The sequence below is a fragment of the Natrinema saccharevitans genome (assembly GCF_001953745.1).
Classification (GTDB): domain Archaea; phylum Halobacteriota; class Halobacteria; order Halobacteriales; family Natrialbaceae; genus Natrinema; species Natrinema saccharevitans.
The window spans coordinates 1,193,466-1,207,742 of record NZ_LWLN01000001.1 but is presented as its reverse complement, the minus strand read 5'-3'; the positions used below and the strand labels follow the sequence as shown (position 1 = coordinate 1,207,742).

The 14,277-nt window shown below is 65.5% G+C and carries 15 protein-coding genes; 9 read left to right on the top strand and 6 right to left on the bottom strand.

Annotated elements, in window-relative coordinates; genetic code table 11:
* Positions 1-8: 8 nt before the first annotated feature.
* Together A6E15_RS06115 and A6E15_RS06105 are read right to left on the bottom strand one after the other, a co-directional pair.
* Entirely contained in the window at positions 9-599 is a 591-nt protein-coding gene (locus A6E15_RS06115; RefSeq protein WP_076144750.1) for a nitrous oxide reductase accessory protein NosL, read from the bottom strand.
* 512 nt (positions 600-1,111) lie between these two features.
* Positions 1,112-1,528 carry a CBS domain-containing protein gene (locus A6E15_RS06105; RefSeq protein ID WP_076144748.1) on the bottom strand — a complete coding sequence of 139 codons (417 nt, stop codon included), beginning with the start codon at positions 1,526-1,528 and terminating at the stop codon, positions 1,112-1,114.
* Between the two features lie 186 nt (positions 1,529-1,714).
* Between A6E15_RS06105 and A6E15_RS06100 the strand changes: the two genes are divergently transcribed.
* Positions 1,715-2,155, top strand: a complete 441-nt coding sequence (locus A6E15_RS06100) for a universal stress protein (protein WP_076144746.1) — start codon at positions 1,715-1,717, stop codon at positions 2,153-2,155.
* Positions 2,156-2,311: 156 nt separating this feature from the next.
* Here the strand turns inward: A6E15_RS06100 and A6E15_RS06095 are convergent, their stop codons facing one another.
* Complete coding sequence (locus A6E15_RS06095; protein WP_076144745.1) at positions 2,312-2,761, bottom strand: pyridoxamine 5'-phosphate oxidase family protein; 450 nt, start codon at positions 2,759-2,761, stop codon at positions 2,312-2,314.
* Between the two features lie 332 nt (positions 2,762-3,093).
* Between A6E15_RS06095 and A6E15_RS06090 the strand changes: the two genes are divergently transcribed.
* Both A6E15_RS06090 and A6E15_RS06085 read left to right on the top strand, forming a co-directional pair.
* Positions 3,094-4,242: an MBL fold metallo-hydrolase gene (locus tag A6E15_RS06090; protein ID WP_076144743.1), complete on the top strand. Its 1,149-nt coding sequence runs from the start codon at positions 3,094-3,096 to the stop codon at positions 4,240-4,242.
* Positions 4,243-4,609: 367 nt separating this feature from the next.
* Positions 4,610-5,035, top strand: a complete 426-nt coding sequence (locus A6E15_RS06085) for a universal stress protein (RefSeq protein WP_076144742.1) — start codon at positions 4,610-4,612, stop codon at positions 5,033-5,035.
* Here A6E15_RS06085 and A6E15_RS06080 read toward each other — a convergent pair.
* Positions 5,006-5,242 (bottom strand): hypothetical protein, encoded by a 237-nt coding sequence (locus A6E15_RS06080; protein ID WP_076144740.1) that lies wholly within the window; start codon positions 5,240-5,242, stop codon positions 5,006-5,008. The genes A6E15_RS06085 and A6E15_RS06080 overlap by 30 nt on opposite strands.
* Positions 5,243-5,352: 110 nt before the next feature.
* Here A6E15_RS06080 and A6E15_RS06075 point away from each other — a divergent pair, with 110 nt between their 5' ends.
* The 3 genes from A6E15_RS06075 (at position 5,353) to A6E15_RS06065 (ending at position 7,630) form a co-directional block, all read left to right on the top strand.
* On the top strand, positions 5,353-6,006 hold the full coding sequence (locus A6E15_RS06075) for a class I SAM-dependent methyltransferase (protein ID WP_076144738.1): 654 nt from the start codon (positions 5,353-5,355) through the stop codon (positions 6,004-6,006).
* Between the two features lie 224 nt (positions 6,007-6,230).
* Positions 6,231-6,590, top strand: a complete 360-nt coding sequence (gene trxA / locus A6E15_RS06070) for a thioredoxin (RefSeq protein WP_076144736.1) — start codon at positions 6,231-6,233, stop codon at positions 6,588-6,590.
* Positions 6,587-7,630 (top strand): NAD(P)/FAD-dependent oxidoreductase, encoded by a 1,044-nt coding sequence (locus A6E15_RS06065; protein WP_076144733.1) that lies wholly within the window; start codon positions 6,587-6,589, stop codon positions 7,628-7,630. Before trxA ends, A6E15_RS06065 begins: the two co-directional genes overlap by 4 nt.
* A gap of 154 nt (positions 7,631-7,784) precedes the next feature.
* Here A6E15_RS06065 and rqcH read toward each other — a convergent pair whose 3' ends face one another.
* Positions 7,785-9,944 carry a ribosome rescue protein RqcH gene (gene rqcH, locus A6E15_RS06060; RefSeq protein WP_076144731.1) on the bottom strand — a complete coding sequence of 720 codons (2,160 nt, stop codon included), beginning with the start codon at positions 9,942-9,944 and terminating at the stop codon, positions 7,785-7,787.
* Between the two features lie 243 nt (positions 9,945-10,187).
* Between rqcH and A6E15_RS06055 the strand changes: the two genes are divergently transcribed.
* The 3 genes from A6E15_RS06055 to A6E15_RS06045 all read left to right on the top strand — a co-directional run bounded on the left by A6E15_RS06055 (position 10,188) and on the right by A6E15_RS06045 (position 12,316).
* Positions 10,188-10,832 carry a hypothetical protein gene (locus A6E15_RS06055; RefSeq protein ID WP_076144728.1) on the top strand — a complete coding sequence of 215 codons (645 nt, stop codon included), beginning with the start codon at positions 10,188-10,190 and terminating at the stop codon, positions 10,830-10,832.
* 62 nt (positions 10,833-10,894) lie between these two features.
* Positions 10,895-11,728, top strand: coding sequence for a ZIP family metal transporter (locus tag A6E15_RS06050; protein ID WP_076144726.1), 834 nt, complete (start codon positions 10,895-10,897; stop codon positions 11,726-11,728).
* Between the two features lie 270 nt (positions 11,729-11,998).
* Positions 11,999-12,316: a nickel-binding protein gene (locus tag A6E15_RS06045; RefSeq protein WP_076144724.1), complete on the top strand. Its 318-nt coding sequence runs from the start codon at positions 11,999-12,001 to the stop codon at positions 12,314-12,316.
* A gap of 119 nt (positions 12,317-12,435) precedes the next feature.
* Here A6E15_RS06045 and A6E15_RS06040 read toward each other — a convergent pair whose 3' ends face one another.
* On the bottom strand, positions 12,436-14,142 hold the full coding sequence (locus tag A6E15_RS06040; RefSeq protein WP_076144722.1) for a tRNA uridine(34) 5-carboxymethylaminomethyl modification radical SAM/GNAT enzyme Elp3: 1,707 nt from the start codon (positions 14,140-14,142) through the stop codon (positions 12,436-12,438).
* Positions 14,143-14,277 lie beyond the last annotated feature (135 nt).

Genomic DNA, 14,277 nt, shown 5'->3' with positions numbered 1-14,277 from the left:
GTCGGTCGTTACATCATCGACATCACGAGGTCGCGACTCACGTCGCCGTGGTCGTAGAGGTCGCCGCCGTAGTCCGCTTGGAACGCGTCCGCGTCGTCGGAGTCGGAAAAGCCGATCATCGACGCCCCCATCGCGCCCTCGACCTCGCTGTCGACGACCAGCGTGAGATCGGTTATCGGCGCGAAGGCGTCCGCCTCGACGTGGCTGGTAATTTCGGGCGCGTCGCCGCCGGTATCGATCTCGTAGTCGACGCTCGAGTAGTCGGTCACGTACGTCACGCTCGGCTCTTGCTCGTCTTCGTGTTCGAACGTGAACGCGTACGTACAGAGCGAACTGCAGAACTGTGCCGGACGGTCCTCGTCGAGTAACTCCTCGGCGTCGTCGTAGAACGATTCACCGACCGGGCCGGGGTAGTCGACGATTGCCATCGTGCAGTTGTCACAGTTCGTCCCGTCCTCGATCGTGACCGGGTCGGGATTGCTCGCCTCGTTACCGTTGAGGCACCCGGCCAGAGCGGTCAGTCCGGTGAGGGCCGACCCGGCGAGGATCGTTCGACGCGACACGCTTCGTTCGCTGTCACTTCCGTGGCAGTCGTCCATGTGCGTCCTTGGGTGGCGATCGATAAGGGGAATCTGGTCCAATCGCCGAAACAGCGTGCGGTGGTCCGCACGGAACGGCTACGAGATCGACGTCGGTATCACGCCGTTGCTCGGCTCGATCGCTGTCGCCGTTCGCGAGACCGATGGCGTACCGGGAACGTTGGAACCCCGATACGGCGAGCCCGGCGACCGCCCTCGGTGCGGCACTGCTCGTCAGCGGGCCGCCGTCGACGGCGGCCTCACCACGTCCGATCGGAAGCGAGCGCGTCGTCACGGACCACGGAATCGGCCATCGGAACTGTCCCAAACACACAGCCACTCCGAAAAAGGAGACCGTCCGAGGCGCTCGAGCGTTCGACACTGCCGGACGATCGGCAGTCGGACCACGTCGTCACCGGCGACCGTCCAGCGACCGGCGGACGAGTCGGGACGTCGCGATCGCTGTCGAGGCCGACCGCACGCCGACGGAGTTGTCTCGGGACGGCGAGTGACGGACCACGGACCGCCGGGGATCAGTATTCGGGTCGCTGGGCCCGAATGACGTCCGCGAGCTGTTGTTCCTCGTCGGCGATGAGTTCCGTCAGATCGTCGGCCGTGATTATGCCGACGAGCTGGTCGCCGTCGCTGACGGGGAGGCGGCGCACGCCGTGTTCGGCCATCAGATCCGTCGCCTCGTAGAACCCGCCGTCCCGCTCGATCGTACAGGGATCTTCGGTCATTACCTCCGTTGCCGTCCGCTCGGCGTCGGTCCCGTCGGCGAGGACGCGCACAGTCAGGTCGCGGTCGGTCACGATACCCACCGGCGCATCGTCGTCGGTGATCACGATACTCCCGACGCCCTCCTCGTCCATCGTCGCCGCGAGTTCGGCGACCGACGCGTCGGGTGCGGCCGTTACGACGTCGCTGCGGGCTAAGTCATCGATTGGCATGAGTACACCGGATGAGTCGACGACGCGAGACGTCTTAATCTCGGGGCCCAAGTGTGACGACGGCGGACTCTCTCGCCGGTACGACCGTCACGCGACCGTACTCGAGTCACCGGCGGTCGCGCTCGAGCCGGTCGCAAGCGGCCGTTTTCGGCCAGGTTTCTTGTACGTCGCTGACGTGTCCCCGGTATGGGAACGCACGTACTCGTCCCGTTGGACGGCTCATCGCAAGCGTGGGCCGCGTTCGATCACGCGGTCTCGAATCACGACGGCGAGCGGATCACGACGTTACACGTCGTCGATCCGATGGCGGGTGTCTACAGTGACTACGGGGGCGGCGGCTACTACGATCCACAGATCCACGACCAGGCCGTCGAACGGGGTACCGAACTCGGCGAAGAGGCACGCGATCGAGCTGACGAAGCGGGGATTCTCGAGACGACCACCATCGACACCGCGGTCGAAACGGGACCGGCCGCTCGAACGATCGTCGAGTACGCCGACAAGAACGACGTCGATCACATCGTCATGGGCAGTCACGGCCGATCGGGCGTTACTCGCGTCCTGCTCGGAAGCGTGGCCGAAACCGTCACGCGGCGCTCCCCGGTCCCGGTGACGATCGTTCGATGACGGAGCCGCCAGTCGCGTACCTCCCGTAGTAGCCACTGAAACGGTCGTGTGTCATACGGACTGCTGCCCGTCGGTTCCGACGAAACCGCGCCGTCCCGCGATTGCACGGGAAATCGGGACGACAGCACGGAGTAGCCGTTGGTGGACGGCCGCTCGCTACGTGTCAGTTCGGACCTCTTTCCGCCCCGTCATCGTGTCCGGATCGAGGCTGAAATAGCGGAACGTCATCTCCCTCGGCGGTCGCTCGAACACGTCGACGATCGGGATCCGGATCCCCCACATCCCCTGTATTTCGGTCGACTCGTACGGTGCGTCGGCCGTATCCGAAAGCCGTCCCGTGGCGACGACGCTTCGCCATCCGGCGTCGGTCTCGTCGTGTGTCACGAAGGAGACGGGGTTGTCCACGAGGTCCTCCTTTCTGCTGTCCTGTGGGATCGACAGTCGATAGTAAAACCGCTTCACGTCCGCGCTGTATCCGTACGAGACGGGGATCGAAACCGGCGGTTCGTCGGGATCCGTGGCGAAGGAGATGACGCCGGTACCGCCGCGACCGAGGAACTTGTTTATTTCGTCTTCACTCAGTTGCAGCCATCGAGGATCCTGCATACGTTCCTCGACGACGCGCTGGCTAAAAGTCCCCCATTACTGGAACCCGTACTATCATTGCAACGGGAACGTCGCCGCTGGCCTGCCGGTGTAGTCTCGTATCGTAGCCACTGACAGTCATTGCGTACCCGATCGCACGACAGCGGTGCGATCGGTGTGTGACTCGTTTCAGTGGCTACTATAGCCGACGACGAAGCGTGTGCCGAAACGAGCCAACCGACAGCGACACACGTCCTCGGACCGGTCGAGCCCCGTCTCGGTCCTCGAGGGTGCCTGTGCAGGGATGATTCCTATCAGCGGGCTCGCAGTATGAGTCTTGTAAGGAGATCCCAATGGTGACCCAACTATCACCCGAACGGCTCGCGGAACTGATCGACTCGGACGAGTCGTTCACGCTCGTCGATACGCGCCCCGAAGACAGTTACGAGGGGTGGCGGATTCACGGCGCCGAAAACGTCCCGTTCGACCCAAGCGGCGAGTTCGAGGACGGGAAAATCGAGCGCATCGAGGCGGCGAACAACGACGACTCGATCGTCGTGATCTGTGGGAAGGGGCTCACGTCGACGCCGTTCGGTTTCGAACTCGAGCAACGCGGCTACGACGACGTGGCCGTCGTGAAAGGCGGGATGGAAGACTGGAGCAAGGTGTACGAGGTCGTCCCCGTCGAGACGGAAAACGAGGATCTCGTCGTCCTGCAGCTACAGCGCCGGGCAAAGGGCTGTCTCGGCTACGTCGTCGGTTCGAAAGCCGCCGAGTCGGCGGTCGTCGTCGATCCGACCCGACAGACGGACCAGTTCAAGATCGCCGCCGAGGAGGCCGGACTCGCGATCGAGCGCGTCCTCGACACCCACGTCCACGCCGACCACATCTCGGGCGGGCCGAAACTGGCGGCCGAGCTAGACGTATCCTACCACCTCGGCGAACGCGCGAGCGAGCGGGGCGTCGAATACGACTACGAACCGCTTGCCGACGGCGAGACGATCGCCCTCGGCGACGTCGAAATCGAGACGCTACAGACGCCGGGACACACGACCGAGATGGTCAACTACCTCGTCGACGGCGAGGCGCTGCTGACGGGTGACACGCTGTTCGTCGAGTCCGTCGGCCGGACGGAGCTTCAGTTCGGTGACGAGGACGCGGCGAACGGCGCCGAACTACTGTACGAATCGATCCACGACACCGTTCTCGAACTGCCGGACGAGACGCGAGTCTGTCCGGGACACGTATCGGTCACGGCGGACAACCGATACGAGGTCGGCTCGCCGGGCGAGTCGATCTGCGCTCGCCTTGGCGACCTCCGCGACGATCTCGAGTTGCTCGGACTGGACGAGGACGAGTTCGTAGACCGGTTAGTCGAGAACGCCCCCGAAAAACCGCCGAACTACGAGCGCGTGATCGAGATCAACACGGGGACGGAGCCGCCCGAGGACGAGTCTGAGGCGACGGAACTCGAACTCGGCCCCAACAACTGCGCGGCCTGATTCGCCGACGGGCGTCGGACACGAGAACACTGCACGGACAGGCTCGGCAGGCGACTCCGTGGTCGATCTCGTCGGTTTCACCCGTCAGTGTGTGCTGCGACAGGGGACAGGGAACTCAATTGCTATCGAAACTACTGAATGGAGTTACATACTGATCGCAACGCCGCCGTGCGATCTGGTGTGCAACGACTGGCAGCTACGACAGCAGTCCACTCGAGGGGTCAGCGGCCGAACCGAAACCGATCGAAGTTCACGCAACGGGAGGCCACGGCGAGTGTCCGACAACACTTTTGGTGGCCGCTGGAGCAATTTTTCAGCCATCGAACAGGCGTGACGATTTTATATTGGGTGGTCGAAGCCATTCGTCATGGCCGATCGAGTTCTCGTTCCCTACGACGGGTCGCCGCAAGCGACGGAAGCTCTCGAATTGACCTTCGACGAATTCCCGGACGCAACCGTCATCGCGCTGTACGTCATCGAGATACCCGAGGGGCGCTGGGCGCAACTCCTCGGACCGGAACTGCAAGCACCGGTTTCCGAGAAAGCGAAGGAACACGCAGCCGACGTTCTCGAGACGGCGACGGAACTCGCAGCCGAGTACGATCGCAGTCTCGAAACGAACATAGTCACGGGCGAACCGGACGACCGCATCGTCGCGCAGGCGGCGGAGGAATCGGTCGATCTGATCGTCATCGGAAGCCACGGAAAGGAGGGGGTCTCCCGCGTCCTGCTCGGGAGCGTCGCTGAAACCGTCGTTCGACGATCACCGATTCCCGTCCTCGTAGTCCGGTAGCGGCGACCGGAAAGCGAACGCGATACGAGCGGAGAGCGTGGTGCCGTAGGCCGGTAGGACCGCGGTGTTACAGGACTCGAGAACTCGCTCGAGGCGCTCGTACGCGTCGTCACCGACCGGGTCGACGTCGTCCTCGAGGACGTCGGTCGTTTCCGCGACGACGTCGTCGAACTCGCCGTCCGTTCGCGTGCGAAGGGTGTCGGACATCGTCTCCGGTCGACTTCGATGGCCATCGTCGATGGGATACGACGGCAAGCCAACAGGGCTCGCGTCGGTTCGGGGGAAGACTGTAGTCAATCCGTGCGGACCGTATTCCTATGAGTTCTCGTCGTCTCCCGCGAGCGATCGCCGCCCTGCTCGGGGTCGTGTTGCTCGCCGGACTCGGATACGCCCTCCGGTGGCGGTCGAACCCGTCACCGTGTCCGTACGCCCAGCGCCACGCGATCGACCTGCCGCGTCCGGTCGTCACTCGCTCGAGGCTGTGTGACGTACTCGAGCCCCGGCCCGGTGAACGTCTTCTCGAGGTCGGGCCGGGAACGGGCTACTACACGGGGACGGTCGCGCGGGCGGTCGAGCCGTCGGGGACGGTACACGCCGTAGACGTCCAATCGGAGATGGTCGAACACCTCCGGACGCGGACGCGAGCGGACGGCGATTCGAACGTCGAACCGGTCCGCGGCGACGCGCGGGCGCTTCCGTATCCGGACGACGCGTTCGATGCCGCGTATCTGGTCCTGGTCCTCGGCGAGATTCCCGACCAAGAGCGGACGCTCGACGAACTCGAGCGGGTCCTCGAGCCCGGCGGCCGTCTCGTCGTCGGCGAATCGCTCCCCGACCCGCACTTCGTCGGGTTCGAACGGCTACGACGCCGCGTCGAACGACGCGGATTGACGTTCGACGGTCGTGTCGGGACGCGAGCGGGGTATTTCGTCCGCTTCGACGCGAGTGCCGCGGAGCGGCCGCCTCGTTGAACGAACGGTTGTTAGGTATATCCACAAAACTACTCGTACCGAGCCGAACGGGGTGGAACCGGTTTCACCTCATCGTCGATCACGAATGCAGCCACGAACACACGTTCTACAGCCACCTAACCACGTAGTACGTGTAACACGGAGCTATCCGCCGAGAATAGCCGCCACTATATTGTACACTATGTACAAAACCTTTAAGCGGTGTCGGTCCATACGTAGTGGTGATGGCAACTGATGCACGCGACGACGTTTCGGCACGATCGCTCGACGAACCGGTCTACATCGACGGGAGAAGCCACCTCGAGGACGTCACGGCGGAACACGACGTCGTTCTCGTGGACTTCTACGCCGACTGGTGTGGCCCCTGTCAGATGCTCAATCCCGTCCTCGAGAAGCTGGCCGACACGACCGACGCCGTGATCGCCAAGGTCGACGTCGACGAACACCAGCAGCTCGCGGGGTCGTTCGGCGTTCGCGGCGTGCCGACGCTCGTCCTCTTCGCGGACGGTGAGCAGGTCGAACAGCAGTCCGGCGTACTACCGGAAAACCGACTCCGCGCCCTGATCGAGAGATACACCGAATGAACGAGGCAACCGACGCGACCGCGGACGTTCGTAACGTCGTGATCGTCGGCTCCGGCGTCGCCGGTCTCTCGGCGGCCGTCTACGCCGCGCGGGCCGACCTCGAGCCGCTGGTACTCGAGGGGCCCGAGCCGGGCGGCCAGCTGACGCTGACGACGGACGTCGAGAACTACCTCGGCTTCCCCGAGGGCGTCGGCGGGATGGAGCTGATCGGGAACGGCAAGGAACAGGCCGAGCGCTTCGGTGCCGAATTCGAACACGGGACCGTCGAGGACGCGACGCTCGCGGACCGGCCGTTCGAACTCGAACTCTCGAACGGCGAGCGGCTGCGAACGCGCGCGTTGATCGTCGCGAGCGGTGCGAGCGCTCGCTGGGTCGGCGCCGAAAACGAGGACGAGCTAATGGGCTACGGCCTCTCGACGTGTGCGACCTGCGACGGCGCGTTCCACCGCGGCGACGACGTCCTCGTGATCGGCGGCGGCGATTCGGCGATGGAAGAAGCGCTCTTCCTCGCGAAGTTCGCCGACAGCGTGACCGTCGTTCACCGCCGCGAGGAACTGCGCGCGTCCGAGATCATGGCCGACCGCGCCCGCGACAACGAGACCATCGAGTTCCGCTGGAACACGGAACTCGAGGCGCTCCGGGGCTCCCAAGACGAAGGCGTCACCGGCGCGACGCTCGTCTCTCACCCCGAGGGGTATCCCCTCGAGAAAGCCGCGAACGGCGCCGACGTGACGCGCGAGACGGTCGACGTCGGCGGCGTGTTCTACGCGATCGGCCACACGCCCAACACCGAGTTCCTCGAGGGAACCGCCGTCGACCGCGACGAGAGCGGCTACCTCTACACGCGAACCGACGACGCCGGCCGGGCGACGACCGAGACCGCGGTCGAAGGTGTCTTCGCCGCCGGCGACGTCGCCGATCCGAACTATCAGCAGGCGATCACCGCCGCCGGAACCGGCAGCATGGCGGCCCTCGACGCCGAAGCGTACCTCGAGACGCTCGAGCGGACGACGGCACCCGCACTCGAAATCTCTCAGTAGTCGTCCGCGTCACCTGTCGAATTCCCACCTACCGGTTGGCACGCGCCTTCGAACGCAAATTTTCCCCGACATTTCGACGTCGTCGAGGACGAGGTCCGGTCCGACACCGACTCGACGCGGTGACCCGCGGCCACCGTCGCTCGGATCGGCGCGACTACTCTTCTTTGATCCGGCTACCGCCCGGCGGCATGAAGTGTTGGATCCGGTCCGGGCTGGCGATCTTGCGGACGAACGATTCGTCTTCGAAGCGCTCGCGGAACCGCCGGTAGAGCCGCTTTGCCGTGTCCGCCTGCGCGTACTGACCCGGCTCGAGTTCGATCGCCGTCTCCGTCCGGTCCGCGATGGCCGACGGCGGGCCGCCGATCACTCGCGTGTAGGGCTCACACTGGATCCCGACCGCCGCGCCGACCGCGGTGTCGCGATAGTAGGTCCGATCGCCGCGGATCGCGAACCCGCCTTTCTCTAAGTACTCGCCGCTCTCGGGGGTCTTCGACACCTGGTCGGCGTCGACCGCGTAGACGTCGCCCGCGTAGCGGCCGTCCTTCCAGACCGAGGCGTACGAGACCGCGAACTGGGCGGCCTCCTCGATGCTCGACTCCGGCAACTCGATGTCGCTCGAGGACGCTTCACTGGGGTCGGTCGCCTTCAACACGGTGACTGGACCGCCGTGGGCCTGCGTGTGCAAGACTTTGTCGCCGGGCTCGAGGTACTTCTTGACGATTTCCTCGTTCTGGTCGGCGTTGCGGCCGCCGATCACGAGGTAGTCGTCGCTGGTGTGGAACCAGCGGAAGCGGTCGAACCAGGGCTCGTTCTCGCGGATGGGAATGGACGGCTCGGCGAGCCAGTCCCGTTTCGACTCCTCGTCGTCTTCGTCGCCGTCCTCGTCGTCGCTCGCGGCGTCCTGTGCTTCCCACTCGTCGCGGCGTCGTTTGGCTTCCTCGAGATCGTCGCGGGTGTCATCGATGGCCGCCAGCGCGCCCTCCTTTTTTTCTTCGACGCGTTTGGCCTCGGTGTAGAGCCGATCGGCGTTCTGCTCGACGCCCCGGTCGGCGACCAGTTCGATCCGCTCGCCGTCGAGGTCGACGGTCACGGTCCCCTCGCTGCCGTCGACGTCGACGACCGCCTCGGCGGCCTCGATGCCGCGGTCGGCCCCCTCCTCGAACCGCTCCCTGATGTCGTCCCAGGCGCGGTCCCGCTCGCGGGCCTCCTGGACCGTCGAGAGGATCTCGTCGACCAGTCCGTACTCGGCGTAGAGCAACTCCGCTCGCTCGCGCAACTGCTCGGCCTCCTGCTCGAACCCCTCGATCGCCCCCTGCTGTTGCTCGATGATCCGCTCGTGTTTGGCGATCTCCGACTCGAAATCCGGTCGCTGGTCGGTCGGATCGGGCTCTTCCTCCTCCTCGAGTTCGAGCCGGAAGAAGTAGTCGTCCAGCGCCGACAGGAACGAGTCGTAGCCCTCGGCGGGCAGGTCCGCGCGTTCCTCGAGCGGGAACGGCGTGACGTCGACGACGGGACCCTCGCCTGCGTCGCTCTCGTCGTCCCCGTCGTCCCCATCCCCGTCGTCGCCCTCGAAGTAGAGCCGCGGATCGAAGTTGCCGTTCCGGATGTCGAGCGCGAGTCGCTCGATCGCCTCGTAAACCCGGTCGTAGACGTCCTCGTCGGCGTCGGCGATGTCCAGCCCTTTCTCGACGCCGGCGCGGGTACAGATCTCCTCGGCGTAGAGCCCGCCGAAGTTGAGCTGGGTCGCCAGCGTCCGCACCACGTCGGTGTCGGAGTCGTCCATCTCGCGGTCGAAGGTCTCCCGCGAGACCGTCAGCGGGTTCGTCCGGGAGTCGGGGAACTCGTAGCGCGAACCCGGGACGACGGTCCGTGACTTGAGCCGGACCGTCTCGAGGCAGTCGATCACCTCGTACTCGCCGTCGGTGACCGCGACGTTGCCCTGCCCGAACAGTTCGACGATGATCCGCGTGGTGCCGTCGTCGCGCTCGAAGACGAACTCGAGGATGCGGTCGAACTCGTACTGTTCGACGCCCGCGAAGTCGGCCCCCGAGAGCCGGTTGCGGAGCATCATCGCGAACTGGGGCGGCCGGCCGGGGGCGTCGGGCACCCGCTCGGGGGCGACCGTGTGGGCCCGCTTGACCTCGCCGACCTCGAGGATCAGTTCCAGTCGGCCCCGGTCGAAGTCCCGCATCTTGAGGCGGACGAGATCGTCGCCGTAGAGGTAGGCCTTGTCGACCTTCGCTCCCTCGTAGGTGCCGAGTTCCCCGACGAGGGCCGCGAGGTCGACGCTTGTCAGCTCCCGCTTCGAATCCATACTACACACTGCCCGGTCCGGTCAAAAAGGGGTGTCGCTCCGAGACGGGTCGATCGCGTCGGCGAGCGCCCGCAAGGGCGGTCGACCGTCCCGTTCGTCGGTCGCTGTCGGAACATCTAATCCTCGCGGGCACCCAGTAGGGTGCATGCACGAGGCCGTGGGTGGCGTCACCCGTGAGTCGAACGAGCGACTGCGAGGGGACACGGACCGAACGCGGACGGTCGCGAACGGAGGGCCGACCCGATGAGCGCGGGCGAGGAGCCGCCCTGGACCGACGTCTCGCGGTTCCCGGACTTCCTCGATCACCTCGAGCAACAGGGCGGCGCGACGGTCCGCGGGATCGTCGACCGGATCGAGGCCGACGTCGACATGGACGGCGTCGTCTACCACGATCGGGGTATCCGATCGCCGGGCTACGACGCGACGTTCGTCCCGGAACCCGACGGCGAGCGGCTGCGACCCGCGTTCAGCGTCGAACTCCACACCGTCGGTCCCCGAAGCGTCTGGGCGGTCTTCGACGCGACGCTCTCGTGGGACTTCTATCTCCTCCAAGCCGAGGGGATCGCGGCGCTGGCCTGGGTGAGCGACGAGGAGTACAACGCCGAGGAATCCGGGATGTTCCTCTCGAAACACGACGCGCTGGCCGCCGGCCGGTTCTCCTTCGGGACCTTCATCTACGCCGACGAGGACTGGCGGGAACAACTGGACCTCATCGAGGGGACCGACACGCCCGCCTTCCTCCAGCGCGACGACGGCAGCACGCTCGTGCCGACCAGCCAGGACGATTTCTACAGCGTCGTCAACTCCACGCCCGAGGAGTTCCGGACCACCGGCGGCGGCGCGCCGCCACACCTCGGACTGCTCGAACTCGAGGTCACGATCGACTGACGCCGGTCGCGCTGTGGTAGCCGACCACAACCGTTTTCGAGCCGGCGTCGAAGGGAATCGATATGTCGTCGCTCGAGGAAGTCGTCATCGTCGCGACCATCGCCGGCTGTACCACCGGGATCGGAGCGTTACCACTCCTGCTCACCGACCGGATCAGCCACCGCGTCTACGACGGCTCGCTCGGCCTCGCGGCCGGCATCATGGTCGGGGCCGCGGTCTTCGCCCTCGTGTTGCCCGGCCTCGAACTCGGCTCGCCGCTCGAGGTCACCGTCGGCCTCCTCGCGGGCGGGGGCTTCCTGCTGGCGGTCAACGCCGTCCTCCCGCATCTGCATCTCCTCTTTCGCGGTGAACGCGTCGAAGGGACGAAACAGACGTTCGACCCCGCCGGCGAGCTACCGTCGGCCGAGGGCGACGGCGACCTCGAGGCGCTCGGCGACGACGTCGACGACCTCCGGCGGGCCGCGCTGGTCGGCGGGGCCGTCACCATTCACAACGTCCCCGAGGGATTAGCGGTCGGGATCGCCTTCGCCAGCGGCGAGACGGCGCTCGGCCTCGCCATCGCGACGGCCATCGCCGTCCAGAACGTCCCCGACGGGTTCGCGATGGCGGTCCCGGCGGTCCGGGCCGGCGTCTCCGCCCCGCGGACGCTGCTGTACACCACGCTCTCGGGCGGCGTCCCGGAGCCGATCGCCGCCGCCGTCGGCTTCTCGCTCGTCGCGGTCGTCTCCGGGCTCTTCCCCCTCGCCGCCGGCTTCGCGGCCGGGGCGATGATCGCCGTCGTCTTCCGGGAACTGGTCCCCTCGAGCCACGGCCACGGTTACGCCGACACCGCGACGGCGACGTTCGTCCTCGGCTTCGCGGTCATGCTGATCGTCGACACCGTCCTCGCGGTCTGAGACGATCTCCTGTCCGTATACGATTCTCTACTGGAATCCGAACCGTCACCGGTAACTGCGTGTGCGGATGCATCAAAACTGTAGCGTCCTTTCGATGAACGCAGTGGACTCCCGGAGAGATCCTCGATCAATATTTCCTCGGGTTTCGGCCCGCTACAACACCACGCCAATACGAGGAGGTCCGTATAATTATAAGAAACGGCTATTGCGCTTGGAAGAGTACCAGTACTGAGAATCCGAACACCGTACTGTTCCTTCTCAGGAATCACCATGACTAACTACGACGTATTGCGCGAGTTCGAGGCGGGAATCACAAACGAGCAGTTGGAGCAGGCAGTTGAACGTTCGGGCGAAACCATCGAGGAACTCCGAAATAGGGGGGTACCGATGTCGTATCTCGGCTCCCAGACGTTCCTCAACGAGGATGGATCGATCGGCGCGACGATGTGTCGGTACGACGCGGACTCCGAAGCGACCCTCCGCGAACACAGTGAGCGGGCCGGTCTCGCCGTGAGCGACATCTTCGTGGTCGGCCCCCCGCACGCCGGGACGGCCCCGAAGACCGGCGGCACGTCGAAGTCGGCCTAAAGCGCCGGCTACACGCGAACGAACACGGAACATATTTGATGAGGTTAGGACGATGAATCCTCGTTCTCGACTGAACGCTACTCCCACAGCTCGAGCTGGGAAAAGAGTCGTGAGTCCCGCTAGAGCCGCTTGCTCACGTACGGGCCGTCCTGGTGGTAGCCGAGTTTGTTCCGGTAGTACTCCCGCGCGCCGATCCCCGAAATCACGCTCAGCTTGTCGTAGCCGGCGTCGGCCGCGAGGTCCTCGGCCCGCTCCATCAGCCGGCGGCCGTAGCCCTGGTGCTGATGTTGGTCCGTCTCGCCCGCTCGCGGACCCTGCCCGCTCGCGTTTTCCGAGCCGCTTCGCGGCTCGCTACCCACCGCGACCTCGGAGCCGTAGACGTGGAGTTCACGGACTAACGCCGCGTTCTCGAGTTCCGGCCGAACGGGGTCGTTCGGGAACCGGAGCCGACAGAAGCCGACCAGCAGGTCCTTCTCGAAGTCCTCGACGGAAATGAAGTGTTCGGTGCCGCCACAGGCCTCGTAGCGCAGCACGTCGAGTTCGACGGTTTCGGGCTCGTCGTCGTGCATCCCGGCCTCGCGACAGCGGATGCAGTCGCAGGACCAGCCGTGCTCGTCCATCCGCTGGCGGGCGAGCTGGCGGAGGTTCGACTTCCAGACCCCGGCGTCGATGAAGTCCGCGGGGATGTCGCGCTGGACGCGCTGGAGCCGCGTGTACCGGGGGATCATGTCCTTGATCTCCGCGATCAGCTCCGCGGCCTCGTCGTTTCCGAGCGGCTCGTACTCGTCCTTGTGCCACCAGTCGTAGGTCGCGGTGCCGCGCACGACCAGCGTCGGGTAGATCTTCAGGTAGTCGGGTTTCCACTGCTCCTCCTCGAAGAGCCGCCGGAAGTCCTCGAGACACATCTCCTTGGACATCCCCGGCTGGCCGGGCATCATGTGAAAGCCGACCTTGAACGCCGAGTCCCGGAGCCGTCGGTTGGCGTCGATCGACGCCTGCGCGCCGTGGCCCCGGTGCATCTCCCGGTTGATCCGCTCGAAGGTCGTCTGGACGCCGACCTCGACTTTCGTCCCGCCCAGCTCGAGCATCCGGTCGATCTGTTCCGGATCGCACCAGTCGGGCTTGGTCTCGAAGGTCGTCCCGATGTTGCGGACGTCCGCCGTCTCGTTCTCGGTGATGACGTCCTCGAGGTACGCGAACTCGTACTCCTCGGGGTCCTCGGCGAAGCTAACGCCCTGGGCCGGCTCGGGCTCCTTGTCGACGTCGTAGTCGTTCATCGCCTCGAGGGCTCGCTTGACGAACCACTCCTGGTAGTCGTGGCTCCGGGCGGTCATCGTCCCGCCCATCAGGATGAGTTCGACCTTGTCGACGGGGTGGCCGATCTGGCGCAGCTGCTCGAGTCGGAGCGTGACCTGTCCGTACGGGTCGTAATCGTTCTGGACGCCGCGGGCCGCGGCGGGCTCCTCGCCCGTGTAGCTCTGGGAGCTCGAGAACTCCGAGTCGGGGCCGCCGGGACAGTAGAGACACTTCCCGTGGGGACAGCGCTCGGGCGAGGTCATGATCGCGACCGGCGAGACGCCGGAGGCCGTTCGGACCGGTTTGCGCTGTAACACCGCTTGCAGGTCCTCGCGGTGTTCTTCGGGCGCGTAGTCCAGCAACTCGGAGTTTTTCGGCACCTTGGGTGCCGAGTGTTCCGAGCAGGCCTCGAGCTTCGCTTTCTCGACCTCGTCGCGCTCGATCTCGCCGGCGAGGATCCGCTCGACGAGCGTCTCACAGACCCGCTCGAACGCTTCGGTTTCGGTCGGTTCTGGCGTCTCGGTACTCACTACGTACGAATGGTCGCCGTTCGCGAATAAGCGTGTCGGACTCTTCGATCCGGGCCCCTCCCGTCGCGACCGTCCGATCCGTGTGTGGCGTTTCCGTCCACCAGTCGGGCTTCCGAAAGGTAATCGCTTAAGGGA

Coding starts and splice junctions, on each gene's coding strand:
- A6E15_RS06115 (WP_076144750.1), bottom strand. CDS start 599: ATGGACGACTGCCACGGAAGTGACAGCGAACGAAGCGTGTCGCGTCGA.
- A6E15_RS06105 (WP_076144748.1), bottom strand. CDS start 1,528: ATGCCAATCGATGACTTAGCCCGCAGCGACGTCGTAACGGCCGCACCC.
- A6E15_RS06100 (WP_076144746.1), top strand. CDS start 1,715: ATGGGAACGCACGTACTCGTCCCGTTGGACGGCTCATCGCAAGCGTGG.
- A6E15_RS06095 (WP_076144745.1), bottom strand. CDS start 2,761: ATGCAGGATCCTCGATGGCTGCAACTGAGTGAAGACGAAATAAACAAG.
- A6E15_RS06090 (WP_076144743.1), top strand. CDS start 3,094: ATGGTGACCCAACTATCACCCGAACGGCTCGCGGAACTGATCGACTCG.
- A6E15_RS06085 (WP_076144742.1), top strand. CDS start 4,610: ATGGCCGATCGAGTTCTCGTTCCCTACGACGGGTCGCCGCAAGCGACG.
- A6E15_RS06080 (WP_076144740.1), bottom strand. CDS start 5,242: ATGTCCGACACCCTTCGCACGCGAACGGACGGCGAGTTCGACGACGTC.
- A6E15_RS06075 (WP_076144738.1), top strand. CDS start 5,353: ATGAGTTCTCGTCGTCTCCCGCGAGCGATCGCCGCCCTGCTCGGGGTC.
- trxA (WP_076144736.1), top strand. CDS start 6,231: ATGGCAACTGATGCACGCGACGACGTTTCGGCACGATCGCTCGACGAA.
- A6E15_RS06065 (WP_076144733.1), top strand. CDS start 6,587: ATGAACGAGGCAACCGACGCGACCGCGGACGTTCGTAACGTCGTGATC.
- rqcH (WP_076144731.1), bottom strand. CDS start 9,944: ATGGATTCGAAGCGGGAGCTGACAAGCGTCGACCTCGCGGCCCTCGTC.
- A6E15_RS06055 (WP_076144728.1), top strand. CDS start 10,188: ATGAGCGCGGGCGAGGAGCCGCCCTGGACCGACGTCTCGCGGTTCCCG.
- A6E15_RS06050 (WP_076144726.1), top strand. CDS start 10,895: ATGTCGTCGCTCGAGGAAGTCGTCATCGTCGCGACCATCGCCGGCTGT.
- A6E15_RS06045 (WP_076144724.1), top strand. CDS start 11,999: ATGACTAACTACGACGTATTGCGCGAGTTCGAGGCGGGAATCACAAAC.